The sequence below is a fragment of the Thermanaerosceptrum fracticalcis genome (assembly GCF_000746025.2).
GTDB classification, from domain to species: domain Bacteria; phylum Bacillota; class Peptococcia; order DRI-13; family DRI-13; genus Thermanaerosceptrum; species Thermanaerosceptrum fracticalcis.
Window position 1 is genome coordinate 1,786,635 of the sequence record NZ_CP045798.1, and the last position, 18,646, is coordinate 1,805,280.

Genomic DNA, 18,646 nt, shown 5'->3' on the forward strand with positions numbered 1-18,646 from the left:
AAACTTCCCGAAAAGTAGTACAACCAGGCAATACATCCCAATAAATATCCATATTAAAAGCCCCCATCCAACTAGGGGCTTTTAACTTACTTATTTGATCAGGCTTCTTCTTTTCTTTCGCGGGGCGGTACAGGTCCAGGACCAAAGAAATCAAAGATAGATTGAAAGAGCCAAGACCCAGAACCAGGTCTATAGGGGCCAGGACCGTAACCAGGTCCATAAGGACCAGGACCAAAACCGGGGCCATAGGGGCCGGGACCAAACCCTGGTCCATAAGGACCAGGACCGAAACCGGGGCCATAGGGGAAAACTTTACCACAGTACGGACATTTAAGTGGTGAAGGTCTATTTCTCTCATTATTCATGCCTGAGGCCTCCTCCTTCCGGATGTAATTGAATGTCCATTACATCTTATGAGACAGGCAGAAAAATGGTTCAAAAATCCATCAAAAAAACTGCTGCCTGTGAAGACAGCAGTTTTTACACTTAAGAATTAATGGGAAACCTTCACGTCATCATCGTGATCATTCATAGCGCCCATCATCTCAAAGACTTTGAAAGCCAGGCTGATAAAGATGGAAATTACAGTGGCTAGGGCCATCCCTTTCAGGGATACAGTTCCCAATTCTACATGGGCGCCGCTGAGACCAATGGTAAGAACAACGGCAGTGAGTACCAGGTTCTTGGGTCTACTGTAGTCTACTTTCTGCTCAACCAGCATGCGGATACCGGAGGCAGCGATTACACCGAAGAGCAGTAGACAAATACCGCCCATTACAGGAACAGGGATACTCTGAATGAGAGCGGCTAGTTTGCCGGAGAAGGCTAAGATCATAGAAATCACGGCAGCCCCACCGATAACCCAGACACTGTACACTCTTGTAATAGCCATTACCCCTATATTCTCACCATAAGTGGTGGTAGGAACGGAACCAAAGAAACCGGAGAGAGTAGTGGAAACACCATCACCCATTAAAGAACGGTGTAAACCGGGGTCTCTGGCCAGGTCTCTACCCACAATATTACCGGTAACAATCAGGTGACCTACGTGCTCGGCAATAACCACCAGGGCAGCGGGAATAATAGTAATTATAGCTCCCACATCAAAGGTTGGTGTATAGATAGTTGGCATTTTGACCCAGGCAGCTTGGGCCACTGGGGTAAAGTCTACCATGCCCATGGCTAAAGCAATGACATAACCGCCAACTACGCCAATTAACACGGGAATAACTGCCAGAAATCCTCTAAAGAGCACTGAACCCAAAATAACGATTAATAAGGTAAGCATGGATACAGTAATGGTCTTGGGGTCTAAAGTCTTAGCCGTAAGTCCTGCCATGTCAGCAGCTACCGGAGCCAGTTCCAAACCGATAATGGCAACAATAGCGCCCATGGCTGCAGGGGGGAAGACCACATCTATCCATTTGATACCTACAAAATAAATAAGAGTTGCAGTAGCCATAAAGATAAGACCGGAAACAACGAATCCGCCCAGGGCATACTCATAACTATGGGTTGCCATTACAGCAAAAGCCGGTGACAGGAAGGCAAAACTGGATCCCAGGAAGGCCGGGGTTTTACCCTTACACAGTACAAGGTAAATAATAGTACCGATACCGTTAAAGAGAAGAACAGTGGCAGGATCGATTTTAAACAAGATAGGTACTAACACAGAGGCGCCAAACATGGCGAACAAATGCTGGAAACTAAGAGGAAGGGCTTCTAACAAAGGTAGTTTTTCTTCAACTTGAATGACTCTTCTCGCCAAAATTAACTCAACTCCTACTACCCCTCAGGGCATAATTTTTAATGGCTAAAGTGCAGTCATACCTGGTTCATTCTTCCTGTCCCTGTCCTTCACCACCTTCCTTACGGGGGTATCCAGATTCTGAAAGCTATACGCAGTTCTTATCTTTGATGGCTTTCAGCACCTTTTCTGCTGTCATGGGTAGAGACTTAACCCTGATCCCTAAAGCATCATATAAGGCATTGGCAATGGCCGGGGCTGTGGGAACCATGACGTGCTCGCCAAAACCCCTGGCACCATAGGGACCGTCTTCAAGGGGAGTTTCTACAAAATGGATGGACATCTTGGGCATTTCCACGGCGTTAATCAACTTATAATCCACAAAGGACGGATTCTTCAGCTTACCGTTTTCGTCAAAAACCATTTGCTCGTGGAAGGCCACACCCTGTCCCTGAACAATACCACCCTGGGTTTGCCCTTCGGCCATACAGGGGTTAATTACCCTGCCAATATCATAAACGGCAGCCACATTGACCAGGTCAATCTTACCTGTTTCCACGTCCACATCGATTTCCACGGCCTGGCAGCCAAAGGTCCAGTGGGCGACAGCCTTAGTTCCCTGTCCTGTCTCCGGGTCCAAACCCCCTAAGCCTTCGGGCACCCAGGAACCACGGCCTACAATGGGTCCTCCCACTCCTCCTCCGTTGGGTAAAACCAATCCCAGGGACAGTTCAGCGATGGTATAGTATTTTTCAGGATTGGCGATCAAGAATACTTTGTCATTGGCTACATCCATCTCCTCCGGTGTAACACCAAAGCCCACGGCAGCAAGTTCTTTCAACTGGCGTTTCGCATCCTGGGCTGCCCGGATGACAGCATTACCGGCAGAATAAGTGATACGGCTGGCCACCGTCTGCCATTCATAAGGAGTATACTCGGTATCGGGCAGAGCCACTTCGATTTTATCCACGGACATACCCAGTTCCTCCGCGGCAATCTGGGCCAATGCCGTCATGGAGCCTTGCCCGATTTCCGTAGCCGTGATGAGTAAATTAGCAGAGCCGTCTTCATTGATTTTTAATACTGCCGAAGAACCTGCATTAGGCGGCATAGCCGGACCTTTTACCATGCAGGCAATACCACGGCCCCTTACTTTACCTGGAGTGTATTCTTTTGGCTTATCCCAGCCGATCATCTCCGCAGCCTTTTCAATACACTTGGTAAGCCCGATATCTTTGAGCTTTTCGCCGCAAGCATTGATGGATCCGTCGCGGCAGGCATTAATCATTCGAATCTGCACGGGGTCTATACCCAGTTTACAGGCGATCTGGTCCAGCTGCTGTTCCAGGGCCCAATGTAATTCACCCATGCCAAAGCCCCGGAAAGGTCCACCTACGGGTTTATTGGTATAAACACAGTAAGAATCAGTTTTCATATGGGGGATTTCATAGGGCCCCCCTGAAGTATAACCTGCTGCCCTGGTAATGTTGGCGCCGTATTCTGTGTAAGCACCGCCATCCCAGATCATCTTCAGTTCCTGGGCCAGGATTTTTCCTTCCCGGGTAACCCCTGTCTTAACGTAGGCCTTCATGCCCTGCCTGACAAAGGTATCACGGAACTCTTCTTCCCGGTTGTAGATTAATTTGACATAATAGCCAGGTGTTTTCATGGCTAAGGGCACAACCAGGGTCTCGATGGTAGCCCCCGCCTTACCGCCAAAACCACCACCCACATAAGGCGCAATAACCCGGATTTTGTTGACGGGGTAATTTAAAGCGGCAGAAAGCAGTTTTCTCGTGGCATTGGGGGACTGACAGCTGTTATAAACGGTAATCTTTCCCTTCTGGTCCATATGGGCTATGGTGCCGTGGGGTTCGATAGGGCAATGCTGCATGTGGGGGACATAGTATTCATCTTCAAAGATATAATCTGACTGCTTAAAACCTTCTTCCACATTTCCTTTCCTGATCTTGAAGTGGTTAGAGATATTGGTATGAGGCACCGGAAAAATAAAAGGCACACATTTATATTCATGGAGTTTTTCATGAATAAGGGGAGCATCGGGTTTCATAGCTTCCTCAGGGTCTAATACCACAGGGAGGGGCTCATATTCAACTTTAATAAGTTTAACAGCTTCCTCGGCGATTTCCGGGCTGACGGCCGCCACACCCGCTACCGCCTCACCTATATACCTGACCTTTTCATAGGCATAGAGGGTTCTGTCTACCAGGTATAAACCCACATACTGGTGGAAATCATCCCCCGTTACGACTGCTTTAACCCCGGGGAGTTTCTTAGCTTCCGAGGTATCTATAGAGACAATCTTGGCATGGGCATAGGGACTGCGCAAGATTTTGGCATGGAGCATGGGACTAAACTTTAAGTCACCTACATATTTAGCCGCCCCGGTGACTTTTTCCAAAGCGTCCTTACGAACTACACTTTTACCGATTACATTTCCTGCCATAAAACTCTACCTCCCTTCAGGCCTGTTTTTGGGTAACATTTAGAATAGCTTCAATAATTTTCTCATATCCCGTACAACGGCAGAGATTTCCGCTAATGGCCTCTCTAATTTCCATTTCCGAAGGGTGGGGATTTTTCTTTAACAAAGCCTTAGCCGACATAATCATTCCCGGTATACAGAAACCGCACTGGAGGGCACCATGCTCTACAAAAGATTCCTGGATGGGATCAAGAACCATACCTTCGGCCAGTCCTTCAATAGTTAATATTTCTTTACCGTCAGCCTCTACGGCCAACATCAGGCAGGAGTTAATCGCCTTACCGTCAACGAGAACAGTACAGGCGCCGCACTCTCCTCCGGCACAGCCTTCTTTAGTGCCCGTCAGGTCCAAGTCATTACGAATCAGATCGAGGAGTCGCTGGTTAGATTTAACCTCCATCTCTCTTACTTCTCCGTTAATCGTAAAACGGATTCTATGTTTCATCATAGCCCTCACTCCCCCCGTAGAAATTTTTGTATTTCATAGAGGCCGCGTCTAACAAGTACAGCTATGATTTCCCGGCGGTATTCTTCCGTTGCGCGAATGTCGGTTATGGGAGATACCTCTTCTTGCACCAGGGCCACAGCCTCTTTGATTACGTAAGGGGTTATCTCTTTACCCTTTAAGAAAACTTCCGTCTTTTTGGCTCTGACAGGTGTAGGTGCCACAGCTCCCAAAGCAATGCGAATTTCTCCCGGCTTCAGGGCCAATACGGCTACACCAACTGAGGCCAAGTCAACAGCTTTAGTCCTGGCATGCTTGTAATAAATCCCCTTGCTTTCGGTGGGTAAATAGGGGATACGAATTTCTTTTAACAATTCGCCCCTGGCCAGGGTAGTCTTCCCCGGACCGGCAAAGAACTCCGTCATAGGTATGAGTCTTTCCTCTTCTCCCTGTACAACTGCCACTGCGTCCAAGACCAAAAGAGCAGGCGCCGTATCAGCCAAAGGCGAGGCATTGCACAGGTTTCCTCCCAGAGTAGCACGATTCCGAATCTGGCACGAACCTATTTCATGGGCTCCTTCCGCTAAGATAGAAAAGCGCTCCTGGATCAAGGGATGTCCGATAATCTCGTTAAGGGGTGTGGCCGCCCCGATAGCCACACCATAATTATCTATTTCCCTGATACCCGAGAGTTCCTTTAATCCTTTAATATCAATGACAACTTCAGGCTTCCATATTTTATCGACCATACGAACAATTAAATCAGTTCCACCTGCAAGCACCCTGGCTTTTTCTCCATTTTCTGCTAATGTTCTCACTGCTTCGGTGATATCCTTTGGTTTAACATACATGAATTGATGCATAACCCCACCTCCTGACTTTTGTGTACATGGTTGCCACTTTTGACACCAATTGCGAATTGTCTGATAATTATAAGTCCTTTGCTCATCCGTCCATATAAAGCAATGTACGTTTTTAACAAATTTTCTTTTGTTGTTTTTATAATTCTTGCCTAAAAACTAAATTCCTTTGTTACCATTAGATAAATTCCCGTCATTTTATTTGTTAATCAATGCCAATTGCTAAAAAATGGAGACCATCTTTTTCCCCGCAGCCAATATCTCCAGAGGTTTTCTCTATACATATTAGCAGGTCGTATATTGTCGATAAAAATATTCTTTGCCTACAATTCAGTCTTTTTATAAGGTATCCGTCTTGAGGGTTCAAAAGCACTTTTGGCCGGCGTGAGAATTTCCCGGTAAACACCTACATTTCTATCTTCTAAATGGTCAAAAATTTGCGGTGATAAGGTCCCGTAACTCACATATTTTAAGGGTTCAGGATCTAATTTTGCCGAAATAATTTCTTCCGTTCCCCTGCCCTGGGCTAATTTCTGGGCTATGGGACTGACAATCATGCTATGGCCAAAATAGTAATTATTACCCGCATCGGGCCCAATAGCGTTAACGGCTACCACATAGACATGGTTATCATAGGCCCGGGCATGATTGGTCAAAGACCAGATATCAAAACTTCTTAATAAGGCCGAGGGGCGGGTGATGATTTCAGCACCTTTGATGGCCAGAACCCTGGATAGTTCGGGAAAATCCCCGTCGTAGCAGATGATCATACCGATACGACCAAGTTTGGTCTCATAGACATTGGCTTCATTTCCGGGGGTAGTCCATCCTCCCCCTTCCAGCCTTTCTGTGGGGAAGGGATGAGTTTTACGGTATACTCCGACAATTCGTCCCAGGTCGTCAATTAAAACTGAAGAGTTGTAGATAATGGAAGGCTCAGGACCTTTTTCATACATGGGCAGAACCACATGAACACCCAACTTTTTAGCCTCTCTGGCAATCTGATCAGTAATTTTGCCCGGGATTGTATCGGCCAAATGGTAGAAATCACTAACAGCCATACAGGGTGTAAAACCAGTGGTAATACTTTCCGGAAAAACAACCAGCTGGGCCCTGTGTTCTTTAGCCGCCTTCTCTAACCACATAAGCATTTTGGCTACGTTATACTCTACATCATTGGGTTTGGCGGCAATTTGTACTCCTGCCACAATATGCTCGATCATGATAAATCCTCCTACTCAGGAATAATAGTGGTACCTGTTTCTCCTTTTAAGGCTGGTCCAATCTCTTCCAGGGCCGCAATAATTGACTTTTGGCCTCCCTTTTCCACAAATAAAAGAGCTGCTTCCATCTTAGGACCCATGCTGCCGGGCGGAAAGTGACCTTCTTTTTGATATTGGCGGCCTTCCCTGGCAGTAATAACGTCTAACTCCTTTTGTGAAGGCTTGCCAAAGTTGATGGCAACGCGGCTTACCCCTGTTAACAAGACAAAGGTATCCGCTCCTACATCCCGGGCTAGCTGTTGACCGGCTAAATCCTTATCAATAACGGCTTCAACTCCACTATACTCTCCCAAATCATTTTGGGAGACCGGGATTCCGCCACCACCGGCAGCAATAACCACAGCACCTGCCTCGATTAAAGCACGAATCGCATCTTTTTCTAGTATTTTCAGAGGAAAAGGTGAAGGAACGACCCTGCGCCAACCGCGCCCGCTATCCTCAACCATGGCATAACCTTTCTCTTCTCTAAGCTTTTTAGCCTCTTCTTCAGTATAGAAAGGACCCACAGGTTTGGTAGGATTTTGGAAGGCCGGATCATCTTTATCTACCTCGACTCTTGTGACTACTGTAACCACTGGAACATGAATACCCTCTTTAACTAAGGCATTGGTGAGTTCCTGCTGCAAAGCATACCCTAACGAACCCTGAGTATTAGATACACAAACATCCAAAGGCATAGCGGGTACAACAGATTTGCTTAACTCATTTTTAATTAGCAGATTACCGACCTGGGGTCCGTTGCCGTGGGTCAAGACTACGCGATGTCCTTCTTTAATAAGACCTACCAGATGAGCACAGGTTTCTTTAATATTGGCTAACTGTTCTGGAAAAGTCCCTTTTTGACCGGCCTTGGTGATGGCATTACCGCCAAAGGCTAATACAATGGTTTTTCCCATCTAAAACTTGCCCCCCATAATTCTCCCTTTTTCAGAATTAACAGTATTTTATTACTGGTATTGATTTCCTGAAATAGCTATGAGGTAAAGTTGACAGGCCCTAAAGCCTGTCAACCTTCACTTCCATTATCTTATTCTTCATCAAAGGCCACAATACGACAAATACTGGATTCACCGCCCACAAATCTCCAGGGGTAGCAGCCGATGATGAGGCGCTTGTTTAAGACTTCACGGATTTGTCCCCCTATATTTTCCACGTGAATTATATCATGGGGGAAGAGGTCAATGTGCATCAACTGATAATCTTCGGCAGGGAACATTTCTTCAAGGGATTTATTGTATTTCTTCCTAAAGTAGGCATCACATTCTTTAGCCTGGGCAGGCATCCAATCCCGGATCTTGGTATTCATGGGGTGGTCAGCAGAGCCGGCATCAATACCAATCCACTTGATTTTCATTTTCTTACACCATGCTGAGAATTCACGAGTAGGACCAGGATGTTTTACCATGTAGCGCACTTCATCGGCCTCGGGTTGATCCCAACTGTATTTAACGTAGCCGGTATGGATGAGGAGGATATCCCCTTCTCTAACCTCCACCCTGTCGGTAATATCTTTGGAAGTATAGATACCATAATCTTCAGCAATATCACTGAGGTCCACAACTACACCAGGTCCAATGAGGTCAGTAAGAGGAATGCTGGCAATGTCACGGCCGTGGGTACAGAAGTGTAAAGAACCATCCAGGTGAGTTCCTACGTGGTTGCTGGTGGTAATCAGCTGTCCGTTGGCGCCATTAGGGGCAAGACGCTTGAAGAATTTGATTTGTAAGGGTTCATAGGTAGGCCAGGCCGGAGTCAAGTGGCTGAGAGGTTGGGTTAAGTCATACATTTTTACTTTGTCCCAGTTTTTAATCACGGTAAATCTCTCCTTTTTTCTAATTTTATTTACTTTAGAAACTCTAGCTTTTAACAGTATTGAAATCTGTTGTCGGAAGTCGGTAGTCAGAGATGGGAAGTCGGTTAACGGTTAAAGGTTCAAGGTTTACGGTTAACGATTATGCTCATGTGGCAAAACCTCCATTTCATCTCAGAGGGCACCTTTTGTCTTCAGGGAGGCTATCTTTTCTTCAGTATAACCCAATAAAGTCTTCAAAATTTCATCGGTATGCTCACCTAAAGCAGGGGCAGGCCCTTGCACACCACCCGGTGTCTCTGACAATTTTACAGGAACCCCTGGGGCAACAATTTCCTTGTCCTGAGGAATTTTAACTTTCACCAGCATTTCTCGAGAATTTATCTGGGGATGATTAAAGAGCTTATCAACAGTGTTGATGGGACCACAGGGGATACCCGCAGCATCCAACTCTTTCATCCATTGGGCAAAACTCTTGGTTTTAAAGATTTCTTCCAGTATGTTTCCTAATTCTTCAACATGTTCCGTGCGCTTAGCATTAGTGATAAACCTGCTGTCATCAATTAATTCTTCACGTCCGATCACCTTACAAAACTTGGCCCAGAGTTGATCATTGCCCACAGCGACAATAATCCAGTCATCTTGCGTTTTATAGGCCTGGAAAGGGGTAATGGAAGGATGACGTGTACCCAGGGGTTCAGGGGCCTTTCCGGTAACGGCATACCTCGCAATAGCATTTTCCAGGATAGCCACCTGGCAATCCAGCATGGCCACATCAACCAGCTGCCCCAGCCCTGTCTTCTCCCGGTGGTACAAAGCAGTCATAATACCATAAGCAGTAAAAAGCCCTGCAGTGATATCCCCGATAGAAGCCCCGACCCGGACAGGTGGTCTGCCTGGTTCCCCGGTAATACTCATGATACCGCCCATTCCCTGTACTATCATATCATAGGCAGCTTTATGAGCATAAGGACCGGTCTGGCCAAAGCCCGAAGAAGCAGCATATATTAGCCTAGGATTAACTTTCTTTAATTCCTCATAGCCTAAACCCAGCTTTTCCATGGTTCCTGGCCGGAAGTTTTCCACTAATACATCTACTTTTTTCACCAGGTCCAGGAAAACAGCTTTACCCTCGGGAATCTTTAGTTCCAAAGTGAGTGATTTTTTCCCCCGGTTTAAACTGGCAAAGTAAGCGCTGAAGCCATCCACAAAAGGCCCAAACTCACGGGAATCATCCCCTACTTCAGGTCGCTCTATTTTGATGACTTCCGCCCCGAAATCGGCTAACATCATGGTGGCAAATGGACCTGCCAGGACCCTGGTCATGTCCAGCACCTTAACTCCAGCCAGAGGCAGCTTTTTGGTATTGCTCATATCTTACACCCTTTATCAAGTTATTTTGCATACTCTTCAGCAAAAGCCAGGAGAGCCTTTTCAAAACACTCTCTGGGCGGATTCACTAATCCCGCACCTACCTGACCAACACCGGGCTCCTTATGGGCCATCCCCGTATTGATCTGGGGTAAAATACCCAGCTCAATAACCTTTCTTAGATCAATCCCCGTAGCACTGCCGCGGAAATTAAATTGCGGAATAGTGAAGAATTTGTTTTCTCCAATAGTAATCTCATACATACGGTTGGAATAGGCGAGAGCATCATCCACAGTTCCACCCACAAACTGGACTATAGCCGGGGCAGCAGCCATAGCAAAACCTCCGATACCGGCTGTTTCGGTGATGGCGCTGTCACCAATGTCAGGGTTGGCATCAGCTTCCGTGAAACCTGGGAAAAGGAGCCCCTTAATCATTTGGGCCGGACCGGTAAACCATCTGGTCCCCAAGCCACTGATACGTATACCGAATTCTGTACCATTTCGAGCCATGGTTGTGACCATGGTGCTGTAAGGCACACCGTTTGCCGCATCCAAAGCGGCTTTACAATATGGCATAGAAAGATTCAAGAAGAAGTGGTCGTTACTATTGATAAAGTTAACTATTTTCACCAAATCTTCCTGCGGTATTCCTGCCTGGAGCAAATAGGGGGCAATAGCTCGAATAAAGAGAGAAGTACCGGCCTTATTACGGTTATGACCTTCGTCCCCCATGTGGACGGCTTGAGCTACCATGGCTCGAAGGTCGATTCCGCCAGAAAGAAGAATGGCTTTTTTCAGAGCAGGGGCCAGGACCTTCTCTATCCAGCGTAAACGTTCAATAACCTCCTCACTATAGGCACCATAGCGCAGCACCTTACCCAGGCCTTCATTCAAAGTACAAAAAGCTGTATTGCCATGGGTAACATTTTTAATGACAAAGACGGGCATAGAGGCTGAAACTACACCAGCCATGGGACCCACCCCGCCCCGCTCATGACAGGGAGAATAAGTGATTTCTCCTGAGGCAGCTAATTTTTCCGCTTCTTCCCCATTAGAAGCCAAACCTTCATAGATGAGGGCCCCCATCACGGCCCCACGCATGGGTCCGGACATTTTCTCCCAGGTTATGGGCGGCCCTGCGTGCAGGATAGTCTTTTTCGTCATACCGGGTATAAAGTCCAAAGCAGTCTCTATATCCACCAGCATGGGTTGGGCACCGGTATAACGATTAAATGCTTCCTGGTTTGCTTCATTAATTTTATCTTCTAAAGCTTTCAAAGCATCCAGAGCTTTGATCAGGCGAATATCCCCTCCAGCCGGAGGAGTCCAGTCCACCTGAACCACAGGAATACCTTGCTTGGCTAAGTCGTTTTTAAAGAGTTCTGTTCCCAAATTAATAGCGTTGATTTTTTGTGCAAAGAGCTCCTTTATCTTTGTCATGTCTTAACCTCCCTTCCGGACCTATTGTCTGTCCTTCACGATTGTACCTGCCAGTTTGGCGGCTTTTACATTACTGGATGCAATAACGACACCCGCTTCTTTCAGTTTGGCCTCTTGTTCAGTGAAATTTTGCGGGTCTTTATGGGTTCCACAAATGGATGCTACAACGGACAGGTATCGTCCTTGGGCTTGAGCCAGAGCCTTAGCTTCCTTAATCACGGGCACAAGAATCCCTGCAGGATCGGGATGGGAACCGTAACCTAAAACAACATCCAGGAGGATAACGGCTGTTTCTGGATCCCGGGCCTCCTGTAAAAGCCTGGAGAGCCTGAGGGTGGGGTCAATCATGGGGTGGGGCCGTCCTACTGTAAACTTGTCATCACCTAAGTCTATAGCTGTATGTTTCTTGCTCTTAGAGGTGTCCTCCAGCATCAACTCGGGCTTAAAGGCAATATTTGAGTAGATACCGCCCAGGTCCTCCTGCAATACTAACATGGCTTCATCGCACAGTGTTCCACCCGTATAAAGGGCACGAACATATTTTTGTCCAGGAGCCATTCCAGCCTGTTCACGCTCCACAACGGCCAGATCCTCTACACAGCATACACAATCTGTGGGAATTTCTTTGCCTAAGGCTAAGGCCACCGCTTTCCGGGCAGTATCCTCTAGGTTATATCCCGCGATGGCTCCAGCCTTTTCAATAGCACTGCGGTCACCCCCTAGGAAAAACACTACTTTGGGTTTGGACCCATTCTTTACTGCTGCCAGAACTTTTTCTGCGACTTGAGGCGCAGGGGGCTTGGAAATAATCACAATAACAGCAGTAGCGGGATCCTCTTCTAAGGCCTTGAGGCCGTCCAGCATCATAATTCCGCCTACCTCTGCCTTTAAATCCCTGCCTCCTGTACCGATGACCTGGGAGATCCCGCCACCGAAACGGTCAATCAAAGAAGTAACTTCCTGGGTACCTGTTCCTGAAGCAGCCACAATACCAATATTCCCGGGACGGACTACATTGGCAAAACAAAGGGGAACATGGTTAATAATGGCTGTGCCACAGTCAGGTCCCATCATCAAGAGACCCTTTTCATGGGCTAATTTTTTTAGGGCAATTTCATCTTCCAGGGACACGTTATCGGAAAATAACATGACATGGAGATTGTTTTCCAGGGCTTTTTTCACTTCCCTGGCCGCATAAGCACCTGGCAGGGAAATCACAACTAAATTACTTTCAGGAGCAAGATTTAAGGCCCCGTCCAGGCTTTTAGGCACCTGTTCGGCTGCTTTTTTGGCACCTTTACGTTGCACCAATGCTTCCTCTACTGCTTGGATGGCTTCTGCCAGAATTGTTTCGTTTTCAGCCTTGACAGCGATTAAGAGGTCATTGGGCCCCGCTTTCACCACTTCCGGGGTTTCCATGCCAACATTAGCAATTAGTTCTTTATTTAAGTCTGTCCCCATACCAACGACAGCATCAAAGACCCCTGCCCTTTCTGTTATTTTTTTAGAAATGGCCATGAGGGTAACAGAGTCAAAATAGGCATTAGCCTTTACGATAACTTTTACAACCATATCTGGGCACTCCTTTCTTGATATAAAGTATCTTGGGTTAATAAAAACTCCATAGCCATACCAATACCGGCCAGCAGGTCACTGCCAGAAGTGCTGCCCATCCCCAGTACCCTTTTTACGGCTTTTATTAACTGTTCATCATCCTCGCCGTAGTAAAGGGCATTAAGGAGGGCATGTATATGTTCCGGTGTTTGACCCTGGCTGGCATATAAGATTTGTGTATAACTGATCAGGTTGGTGCGGCCCTTAGCTGCTCTGACAATCTCCTGATTGCAGCGCCAAACCCCTGTAGTTTCAAATCCCAAGGCCTTGGCGCCACAATAAAGACTGCTCATAAAACCGCTTAAAAAATCATCCCCCGAGGGAGTTAATCCCGGTCCAAGGCCAATCAGCGAACGGCCCCCCCTGTAAACACCTACCTGATCCCCGGAACGGATAGCTTCAGTAAGAGGAATCAATACTTTCAAAACGGCCTTGATGAGATAGCTGTCCGGAGGTTTATCGGCAAGAAGCCCGCCTAATCCTTCAGGAAAGCCATCCCTCACCACTTGTTTTTTTAAAATCATGAGATTTTTTAGTATTTGATGCCGGGAAACTGGACAATCCATATCCCCCAGGGTCCATAGCCCAGCTTTACTGAGATCAATAAAATAATCATCAATTAAGAGGGTACTTGTACCAATAGCCATGAATTTCCCATTCTGCACGAACCCCCATGATATAAAATCTTCTCCGGGGGGCAGTGCCACCAGTAAACTGTTAGGACTGTTGCCCACCTCCGGTAAGGCCAGAGAGTACAGTTCACCCTCCATAGTGAAAAGATTACAGACCCGGTGAAACACACTGTGCACAGTTCCCGTAAAGGAGCCCTGCTTAAGTCTATGGCGGAACGCTTCGCCAAGGGAAACTCCACGTAACATCAATCCCATGGCCTAAGCCCCCCTCTTCTTATGCTAATCTGTATAACATTTCATAAAAATATTCTCTTTTTGCAAGGTTTATACCTTTGTTACTGTTTTACAAACGTCACTTGCTTATTTTGTATAGTATTTTACATCCAGTTCATCCTTGAAAAGAGAAAAGCCCTCTTAAGGGCTTTTACAGCATTTGGCTTAAACTACTATTCGAATAATGAGGACTCGCCGCAAAAAGGTCTCAGTAGTTATCCAGGGGTCAAACTTTCGTTTGCATTAATTTGCATACTTTTAAGCCAACCTCAAGGTTAAACCTGTCCTCAGAGTCATTTAAATCCAGTCCGGTTATTTCCTGAATCCTTTCCAAACGATACAAAACCGTATTGTAGTGAGTATAGAGTTTATCGGAAACTTTTTTAGCATTGCCCTGACATCTGAAAAACATGTCCAGAGTCTTCACCAAATCTGAATTTCTCTCAGCATCATAATTAATGAGCGGCCTTACCGTTTCGTTAAGAAATTCCTCCAGTTCTTCCCGTTTATCAATGAGGACAAGGAGGCGGTAAATCCCAAGATCGTGGAAATTAATATTCTGCCCCCGGGAGCCTATTTGTTTCCCAATACGCAAGGCTTTAAAGGCTTCTTTGTAACTTTTCTGAATCCCGGCAATTCCCTCATAGTAACGTCCTACACTGATTGTAAGATCCCCTTCTTTTAAAAGATGAGAAAGGGCTTTCCGCATAAGCTTGGCTTCTTCCATAACCTCCCTGTATAAAAGTTTTGGTTCCTTTTTCTTTACTTCTAATAACAAAATAACCATATTGCTTTTCGTGCCAGCAATAACAGCTCTATCTTCATCTTTATAAAAGTCGCAAACCATCTTAAAAATACTATTATTAATATCCTGTCGTCTCTTTTCACTTTCGCTGCCGGTTTTAATAGAGTCATTTTCGTACTGTAAAATCACTGCTACATAGGGTTTGGCAAGGTCCCAACCAAAAAACTTGCCGCGGTTAATAAATTCACTTTCCTCTTCTATTTGTGAGAATAACAACAAATCTAAAAATTCGTTGGCATAACGTCTTTCCACTTGAATGAGTGCATGTTGATTGACAATTTCTAAAGCCGCTACTGTAGCCAATCTTTCCACAATAGGGATATCCGAAAAACTAAGGGGCTTGTTTGTTTCACAAACAAGCACTTTACCATAGTATTCATTTCCGGAATATATGGGAACCTCCAGGTTACAGAATTTGCAACCGTCGGCTTCTACAGGTACTTTACTTGTTTGTACATGTCCTCGAACAACTCCTACACTTTCTTTATCCCATAAATCCCCGATTTTATCCTCGTCCCAATTTACCGTTTCCCAGGCCACCCGTTCATGTTTAACATCGTAGATGATTACAGTATTTTCAACGAGTTGGGCCAGACTTTTAGCCATGTCTTTTAGATCACCCCCATTTAGGACAATATCCATAAACAAGCGGTGCGCATTAAGGGAACGGTTTAAATAGTTGTTCTGCTTATCTACAATGGCTGTTAAGGCATGGTTAATCAAATCGGAAAAAGAAACTTCTCCTGGCAATTCTAGCAGGGGAAAATCATACTGATCGGCCTGTTCGATCATAATGTCGGGAATACGTTCAATATAGCGGCGGGGTTTGATGGCCAATCCCACCAGCCCTCTTTGGGCCAGTTGGGGAACAAGATTCTGCTGCGCCGTGACATTATCGCGTATGGAGTAAGCCGTAGTTAAAAGAAGCTCACCCGGCTTAATCCAATCAAGGATATCCGGCACTTCCATAACATTGACATTAATCACCGTTTTATCGAGCCCCTTATGGCCCCCTACAACTCTTGTATTGTGAAATGGCTCAAGTTCCAGAAGTTCTCTAAGGCTCAAACCAATTTCCTTGTTCATAAAAACCTCCATCTCGCGCCGCCGGTGCGGGCGACACAAATAGTAATGAAAACAGGTGCACACCCACCCTGATTACAGTACAATCTGTCTGAGGAGAAGGCACACTACAAAGCACGGTGAGGCGAGTTGCAGACTGCCTCTTGGCTTAAATCAGTATAAAAACCAGTGTAAGGATCGCCTTACAAGCACAAATAAGTGGTGCCATGAGGCCGCACGCTAATCATTGTTTTAACTCAGCGTTAAATGTGCGGCGATCCAGTCACTGTCTTCTCCCTCACAATTTCATTGCAAGGAGGGAGAATTCTGAGAATCGTTTATCCCATCTGTTGTGGCGTCGATGTACACAAGACATTTCTCGTCGCTACGCTCATCACAACGCAGGGTATCGTTCCGAGTTACAAAAAAAAGCGTTTTTCTACCTTTAACAAATCCATTCTGGCGTTTAAGCAGTGGCTGATTGACAACAACTGCTTTGACGTTTGCATGGAGAGCACCGGGAAGTATTATGTTCCCATATACAATTTGCTGGAGGACAGCATCCGGGTTACCGTCGCCAACCCCAAGTGGGTTGCTGCTGTTAAGGGCAACAAGGATGATGTCAAGGATTCCAAGTGGATCGGCGATCTTTTTCGCCTCGGTCTGGTTCCCGGTAGCTTTATCCCGTCCAAGAACATCCGCATTTTGCGGGAGTATACGCGATACCGCTTCAAGCTCGTTTCCTGTAAATCCAGCGAAAAGAACCGCTTTCAGAACGCTTTCACCGTTTGCAATGTCGCCCTTGATGCTGTCGTTTCCGACATGTTTGGCAAATCTGCCTCTTCCATCACGGACTACCTTGTAAACTCGGATTCTTTCGATCCAAAACATTGCGTTTCCTTGCTGCAACGCTCCTTGAAGAAGAAAGCCGACGAGGTCATCGAATCTATTGAGGGTTTTCAAATGTCTGCGGAACAGAAGACACGCATCCGTTTCGTCCGCAAACACTTGGATTTCGTGGAGCAGCTCATTGCCGACCTCGACCAAACCATCGCCCGGTTGGCTGCACCCTTGGAAAGCGCCATTGCCCTACTGTGTACCATTCCCGGAGTTGACCGTAACATAGCCATTACGATCCTCTCCGAAATTGGTACGGATATGTCTCAGTTCTCATCCTCGAAACGCTTATGCTGCTGGGGGGGACTAACGCCCGGCAACAATCAATCCGCAGGCAAAAAGAAGTCCGTTCGCATTACGAGGGCCGGGGTTTATCTCAAGCCCACGCTCGTGCAAGCAGCCCATGCCGCTGTAAAATCGAATTCTTCCGCTTACTACCGTATCAAATATGAGCGGATATCCAAGCGCCGAGGGAAGAAACGAGCCATAATCGCCATTGCCAGAATGATACTTACAGCCACTTATCATATGCTCCAATCAGGTGAAGTCTTCAATCCTTGTGACCTCTACCATGTTGATATGCCGGTGGAGCTTCGCAATAAGCAAAAGGAGAAAGCTTTGAGGCAAGCTGCTAAACTCTTGGTTGCCCATGGTATCGTAAACCCCGAACATATCACGCTGCCTGCTTAATCTTTCTGCGCTCTGCTTCCGTTAGGGCTTGTTTGCTATACCCTTTTTTAAGCTCAGGGGTCTTCGACGCTTGTCGAGAATGTTTTCACGCTACCTCCTAGGCCTTACCAAAACTACAAGCCGGATAGCGGCATACTTCACAGTCCATACATAACCCACCATGCCCTAATTGTATTAAATCCTGTTTTTTCAGGATTTCCTCTGCCAGCAAACGGGGAAACACCAGGTCAAAAACCGTCTGCTTGGCATACATGACACAGCCGGGTAAGCCCAGGATGGGTGTCCCAAGCCAGTAAGCCAGCAAGAACATAGCCCCCGGCAGTACAGGTGAACCATAACTGACAATATCCGCCCCTAATTCTCTGATGCTTAAAGGCGTAACATCATCGGGGTCTACTGACATGCCGCCCGTGGTTAAGATTATCTCCGCTCCTGCTTCTTTGACCTCAATAATGGCATTCTTAATCAACCTGGTATCATCGGGAACAATAATCTGCTTCACAATCTCACAGCCGTAATGGCCCATTTTCCTTTCCAGAGCCGGGCCAAAACCGTCTTTGATCCTTCCTTTGAATACTTCGTTTCCCGTAGTCACAATACCAACTTTTTTCGCCTTCAGGGGTATAACCTGGATGAGGGGGCTTTTTTGCCCTATGGCCTTGACCTGGTTTATTTTCTCTTCCTCGATGACCAGTGGTATAACGCGCGTACCGGCTACAACCTGCCCTTCTTTCACCGGCATATTGTTATGCAGGGTGGAAAGAACCACCTGATCTACGGAATTCACCCGGTACAGCCTTTCCACATCAATTTTCAGGATACCGGGAAACTTAGCCACATAATTAATCTTTCCCTCTTTGGGTTCAGAAAAGGTTAAACCTGTTCCCGCCGTTGCTTCGACAATGGCCCTGGCGGCGTCATCCTCATGGAGCCAGCCTTCTTTGGCTTCCCAGACATAAAGATGTTCTTTTCCCAGGTCCAAGAGCCTGGGTATATCCTCAGAACGTACCACATGTCCTTTTTTAAAAGCAGCCCCCTTAAATTCCCCCGGTACAATCTTGGTAATATCATGGGCCAGGACCATCCCCACAGCCTCTTCCACCTTAACCTTACGCATGCTCTCAACTCCTCCAACTCTCTATTATCAACGACATCCGCTTTCCGCTTTCCGACGTCCGACATCAGATTTCCAACTAACTTAATCGCTGC

General features: G+C 46.5%; 15 protein-coding genes. 1 reads left to right on the top strand and 14 read right to left on the bottom strand.

Annotated elements, in window-relative coordinates; genetic code table 11:
- Nucleotides 1-98: 98 nt before the first annotated feature.
- The 13 genes from BR63_RS09235 to BR63_RS09295 form a co-directional block, all read right to left on the bottom strand.
- Nucleotides 99-365 carry a hypothetical protein gene (locus BR63_RS09235; protein WP_081908148.1) on the bottom strand — a complete coding sequence of 89 codons (267 nt, stop codon included), beginning with the start codon at nt 363-365 and terminating at the stop codon, nt 99-101.
- A gap of 128 nt (nt 366-493) precedes the next feature.
- Nucleotides 494-1,768 carry a uracil permease gene (gene uraA / locus BR63_RS09240; protein ID WP_034422233.1) on the bottom strand — a complete coding sequence of 425 codons (1,275 nt, stop codon included), beginning with the start codon at nt 1,766-1,768 and terminating at the stop codon, nt 494-496.
- 127 nt (nt 1,769-1,895) lie between these two features.
- Nucleotides 1,896-4,214, bottom strand: coding sequence for a xanthine dehydrogenase family protein molybdopterin-binding subunit (locus tag BR63_RS09245; RefSeq protein WP_034422235.1), 2,319 nt, complete (start codon nt 4,212-4,214; stop codon nt 1,896-1,898).
- Between the two features lie 16 nt (nt 4,215-4,230).
- Complete coding sequence (locus BR63_RS09250; protein ID WP_187142868.1) at nt 4,231-4,701, bottom strand: (2Fe-2S)-binding protein; 471 nt, start codon at nt 4,699-4,701, stop codon at nt 4,231-4,233.
- A gap of 5 nt (nt 4,702-4,706) precedes the next feature.
- Nucleotides 4,707-5,561, bottom strand: a complete 855-nt coding sequence (locus tag BR63_RS09255; protein ID WP_034422236.1) for an FAD binding domain-containing protein — start codon at nt 5,559-5,561, stop codon at nt 4,707-4,709.
- A 320-nt stretch (nt 5,562-5,881) separates the two neighbouring features.
- On the bottom strand, nt 5,882-6,781 hold the full coding sequence (locus tag BR63_RS09260; protein WP_034422237.1) for a carbon-nitrogen hydrolase family protein: 900 nt from the start codon (nt 6,779-6,781) through the stop codon (nt 5,882-5,884).
- A gap of 11 nt (nt 6,782-6,792) precedes the next feature.
- The gene (arcC, locus tag BR63_RS09265; RefSeq protein WP_034422239.1) at nt 6,793-7,737 is read right to left on the bottom strand and encodes a carbamate kinase; all 945 of its coding nucleotides are present in this window, start codon (nt 7,735-7,737) and stop codon (nt 6,793-6,795) included.
- Nucleotides 7,738-7,868: 131 nt separating this feature from the next.
- Nucleotides 7,869-8,654 carry a cyclase family protein gene (locus BR63_RS09270; protein ID WP_243270089.1) on the bottom strand — a complete coding sequence of 262 codons (786 nt, stop codon included), beginning with the start codon at nt 8,652-8,654 and terminating at the stop codon, nt 7,869-7,871.
- Between the two features lie 171 nt (nt 8,655-8,825).
- Nucleotides 8,826-10,025, bottom strand: coding sequence for a CaiB/BaiF CoA transferase family protein (locus BR63_RS09275; RefSeq protein WP_034422241.1), 1,200 nt, complete (start codon nt 10,023-10,025; stop codon nt 8,826-8,828).
- Nucleotides 10,026-10,045: 20 nt separating this feature from the next.
- Complete coding sequence (locus tag BR63_RS09280) at nt 10,046-11,464, bottom strand: YlbE family protein (protein WP_034422242.1); 1,419 nt, start codon at nt 11,462-11,464, stop codon at nt 10,046-10,048.
- 21 nt (nt 11,465-11,485) lie between these two features.
- Nucleotides 11,486-13,036, bottom strand: coding sequence for an acyl-CoA synthetase FdrA (gene fdrA, locus BR63_RS09285; protein ID WP_034422243.1), 1,551 nt, complete (start codon nt 13,034-13,036; stop codon nt 11,486-11,488).
- Nucleotides 13,027-13,965, bottom strand: coding sequence for an oxamate carbamoyltransferase subunit AllH family protein (locus BR63_RS09290; protein WP_034422244.1), 939 nt, complete (start codon nt 13,963-13,965; stop codon nt 13,027-13,029). The genes fdrA and BR63_RS09290 overlap by 10 nt, the downstream gene beginning before the upstream one ends.
- Before the next feature lie 244 nt (nt 13,966-14,209).
- Nucleotides 14,210-15,874: a PucR family transcriptional regulator gene (locus tag BR63_RS09295; protein WP_034422246.1), complete on the bottom strand. Its 1,665-nt coding sequence runs from the start codon at nt 15,872-15,874 to the stop codon at nt 14,210-14,212.
- 303 nt (nt 15,875-16,177) lie between these two features.
- Here BR63_RS09295 and BR63_RS09300 point away from each other — a divergent pair, with 303 nt between their 5' ends.
- On the top strand, nt 16,178-17,437 hold the full coding sequence (locus tag BR63_RS09300) for an IS110 family RNA-guided transposase (protein ID WP_187142874.1): 1,260 nt from the start codon (nt 16,178-16,180) through the stop codon (nt 17,435-17,437).
- 97 nt (nt 17,438-17,534) lie between these two features.
- On the opposite strand, the gene BR63_RS09305 is transcribed toward BR63_RS09300, so the two are convergent.
- The gene (locus BR63_RS09305) at nt 17,535-18,554 is read right to left on the bottom strand and encodes a molybdopterin-binding protein (RefSeq protein ID WP_034422038.1); all 1,020 of its coding nucleotides are present in this window, start codon (nt 18,552-18,554) and stop codon (nt 17,535-17,537) included.
- Nucleotides 18,555-18,646: the final 92 nt, after the last annotated feature.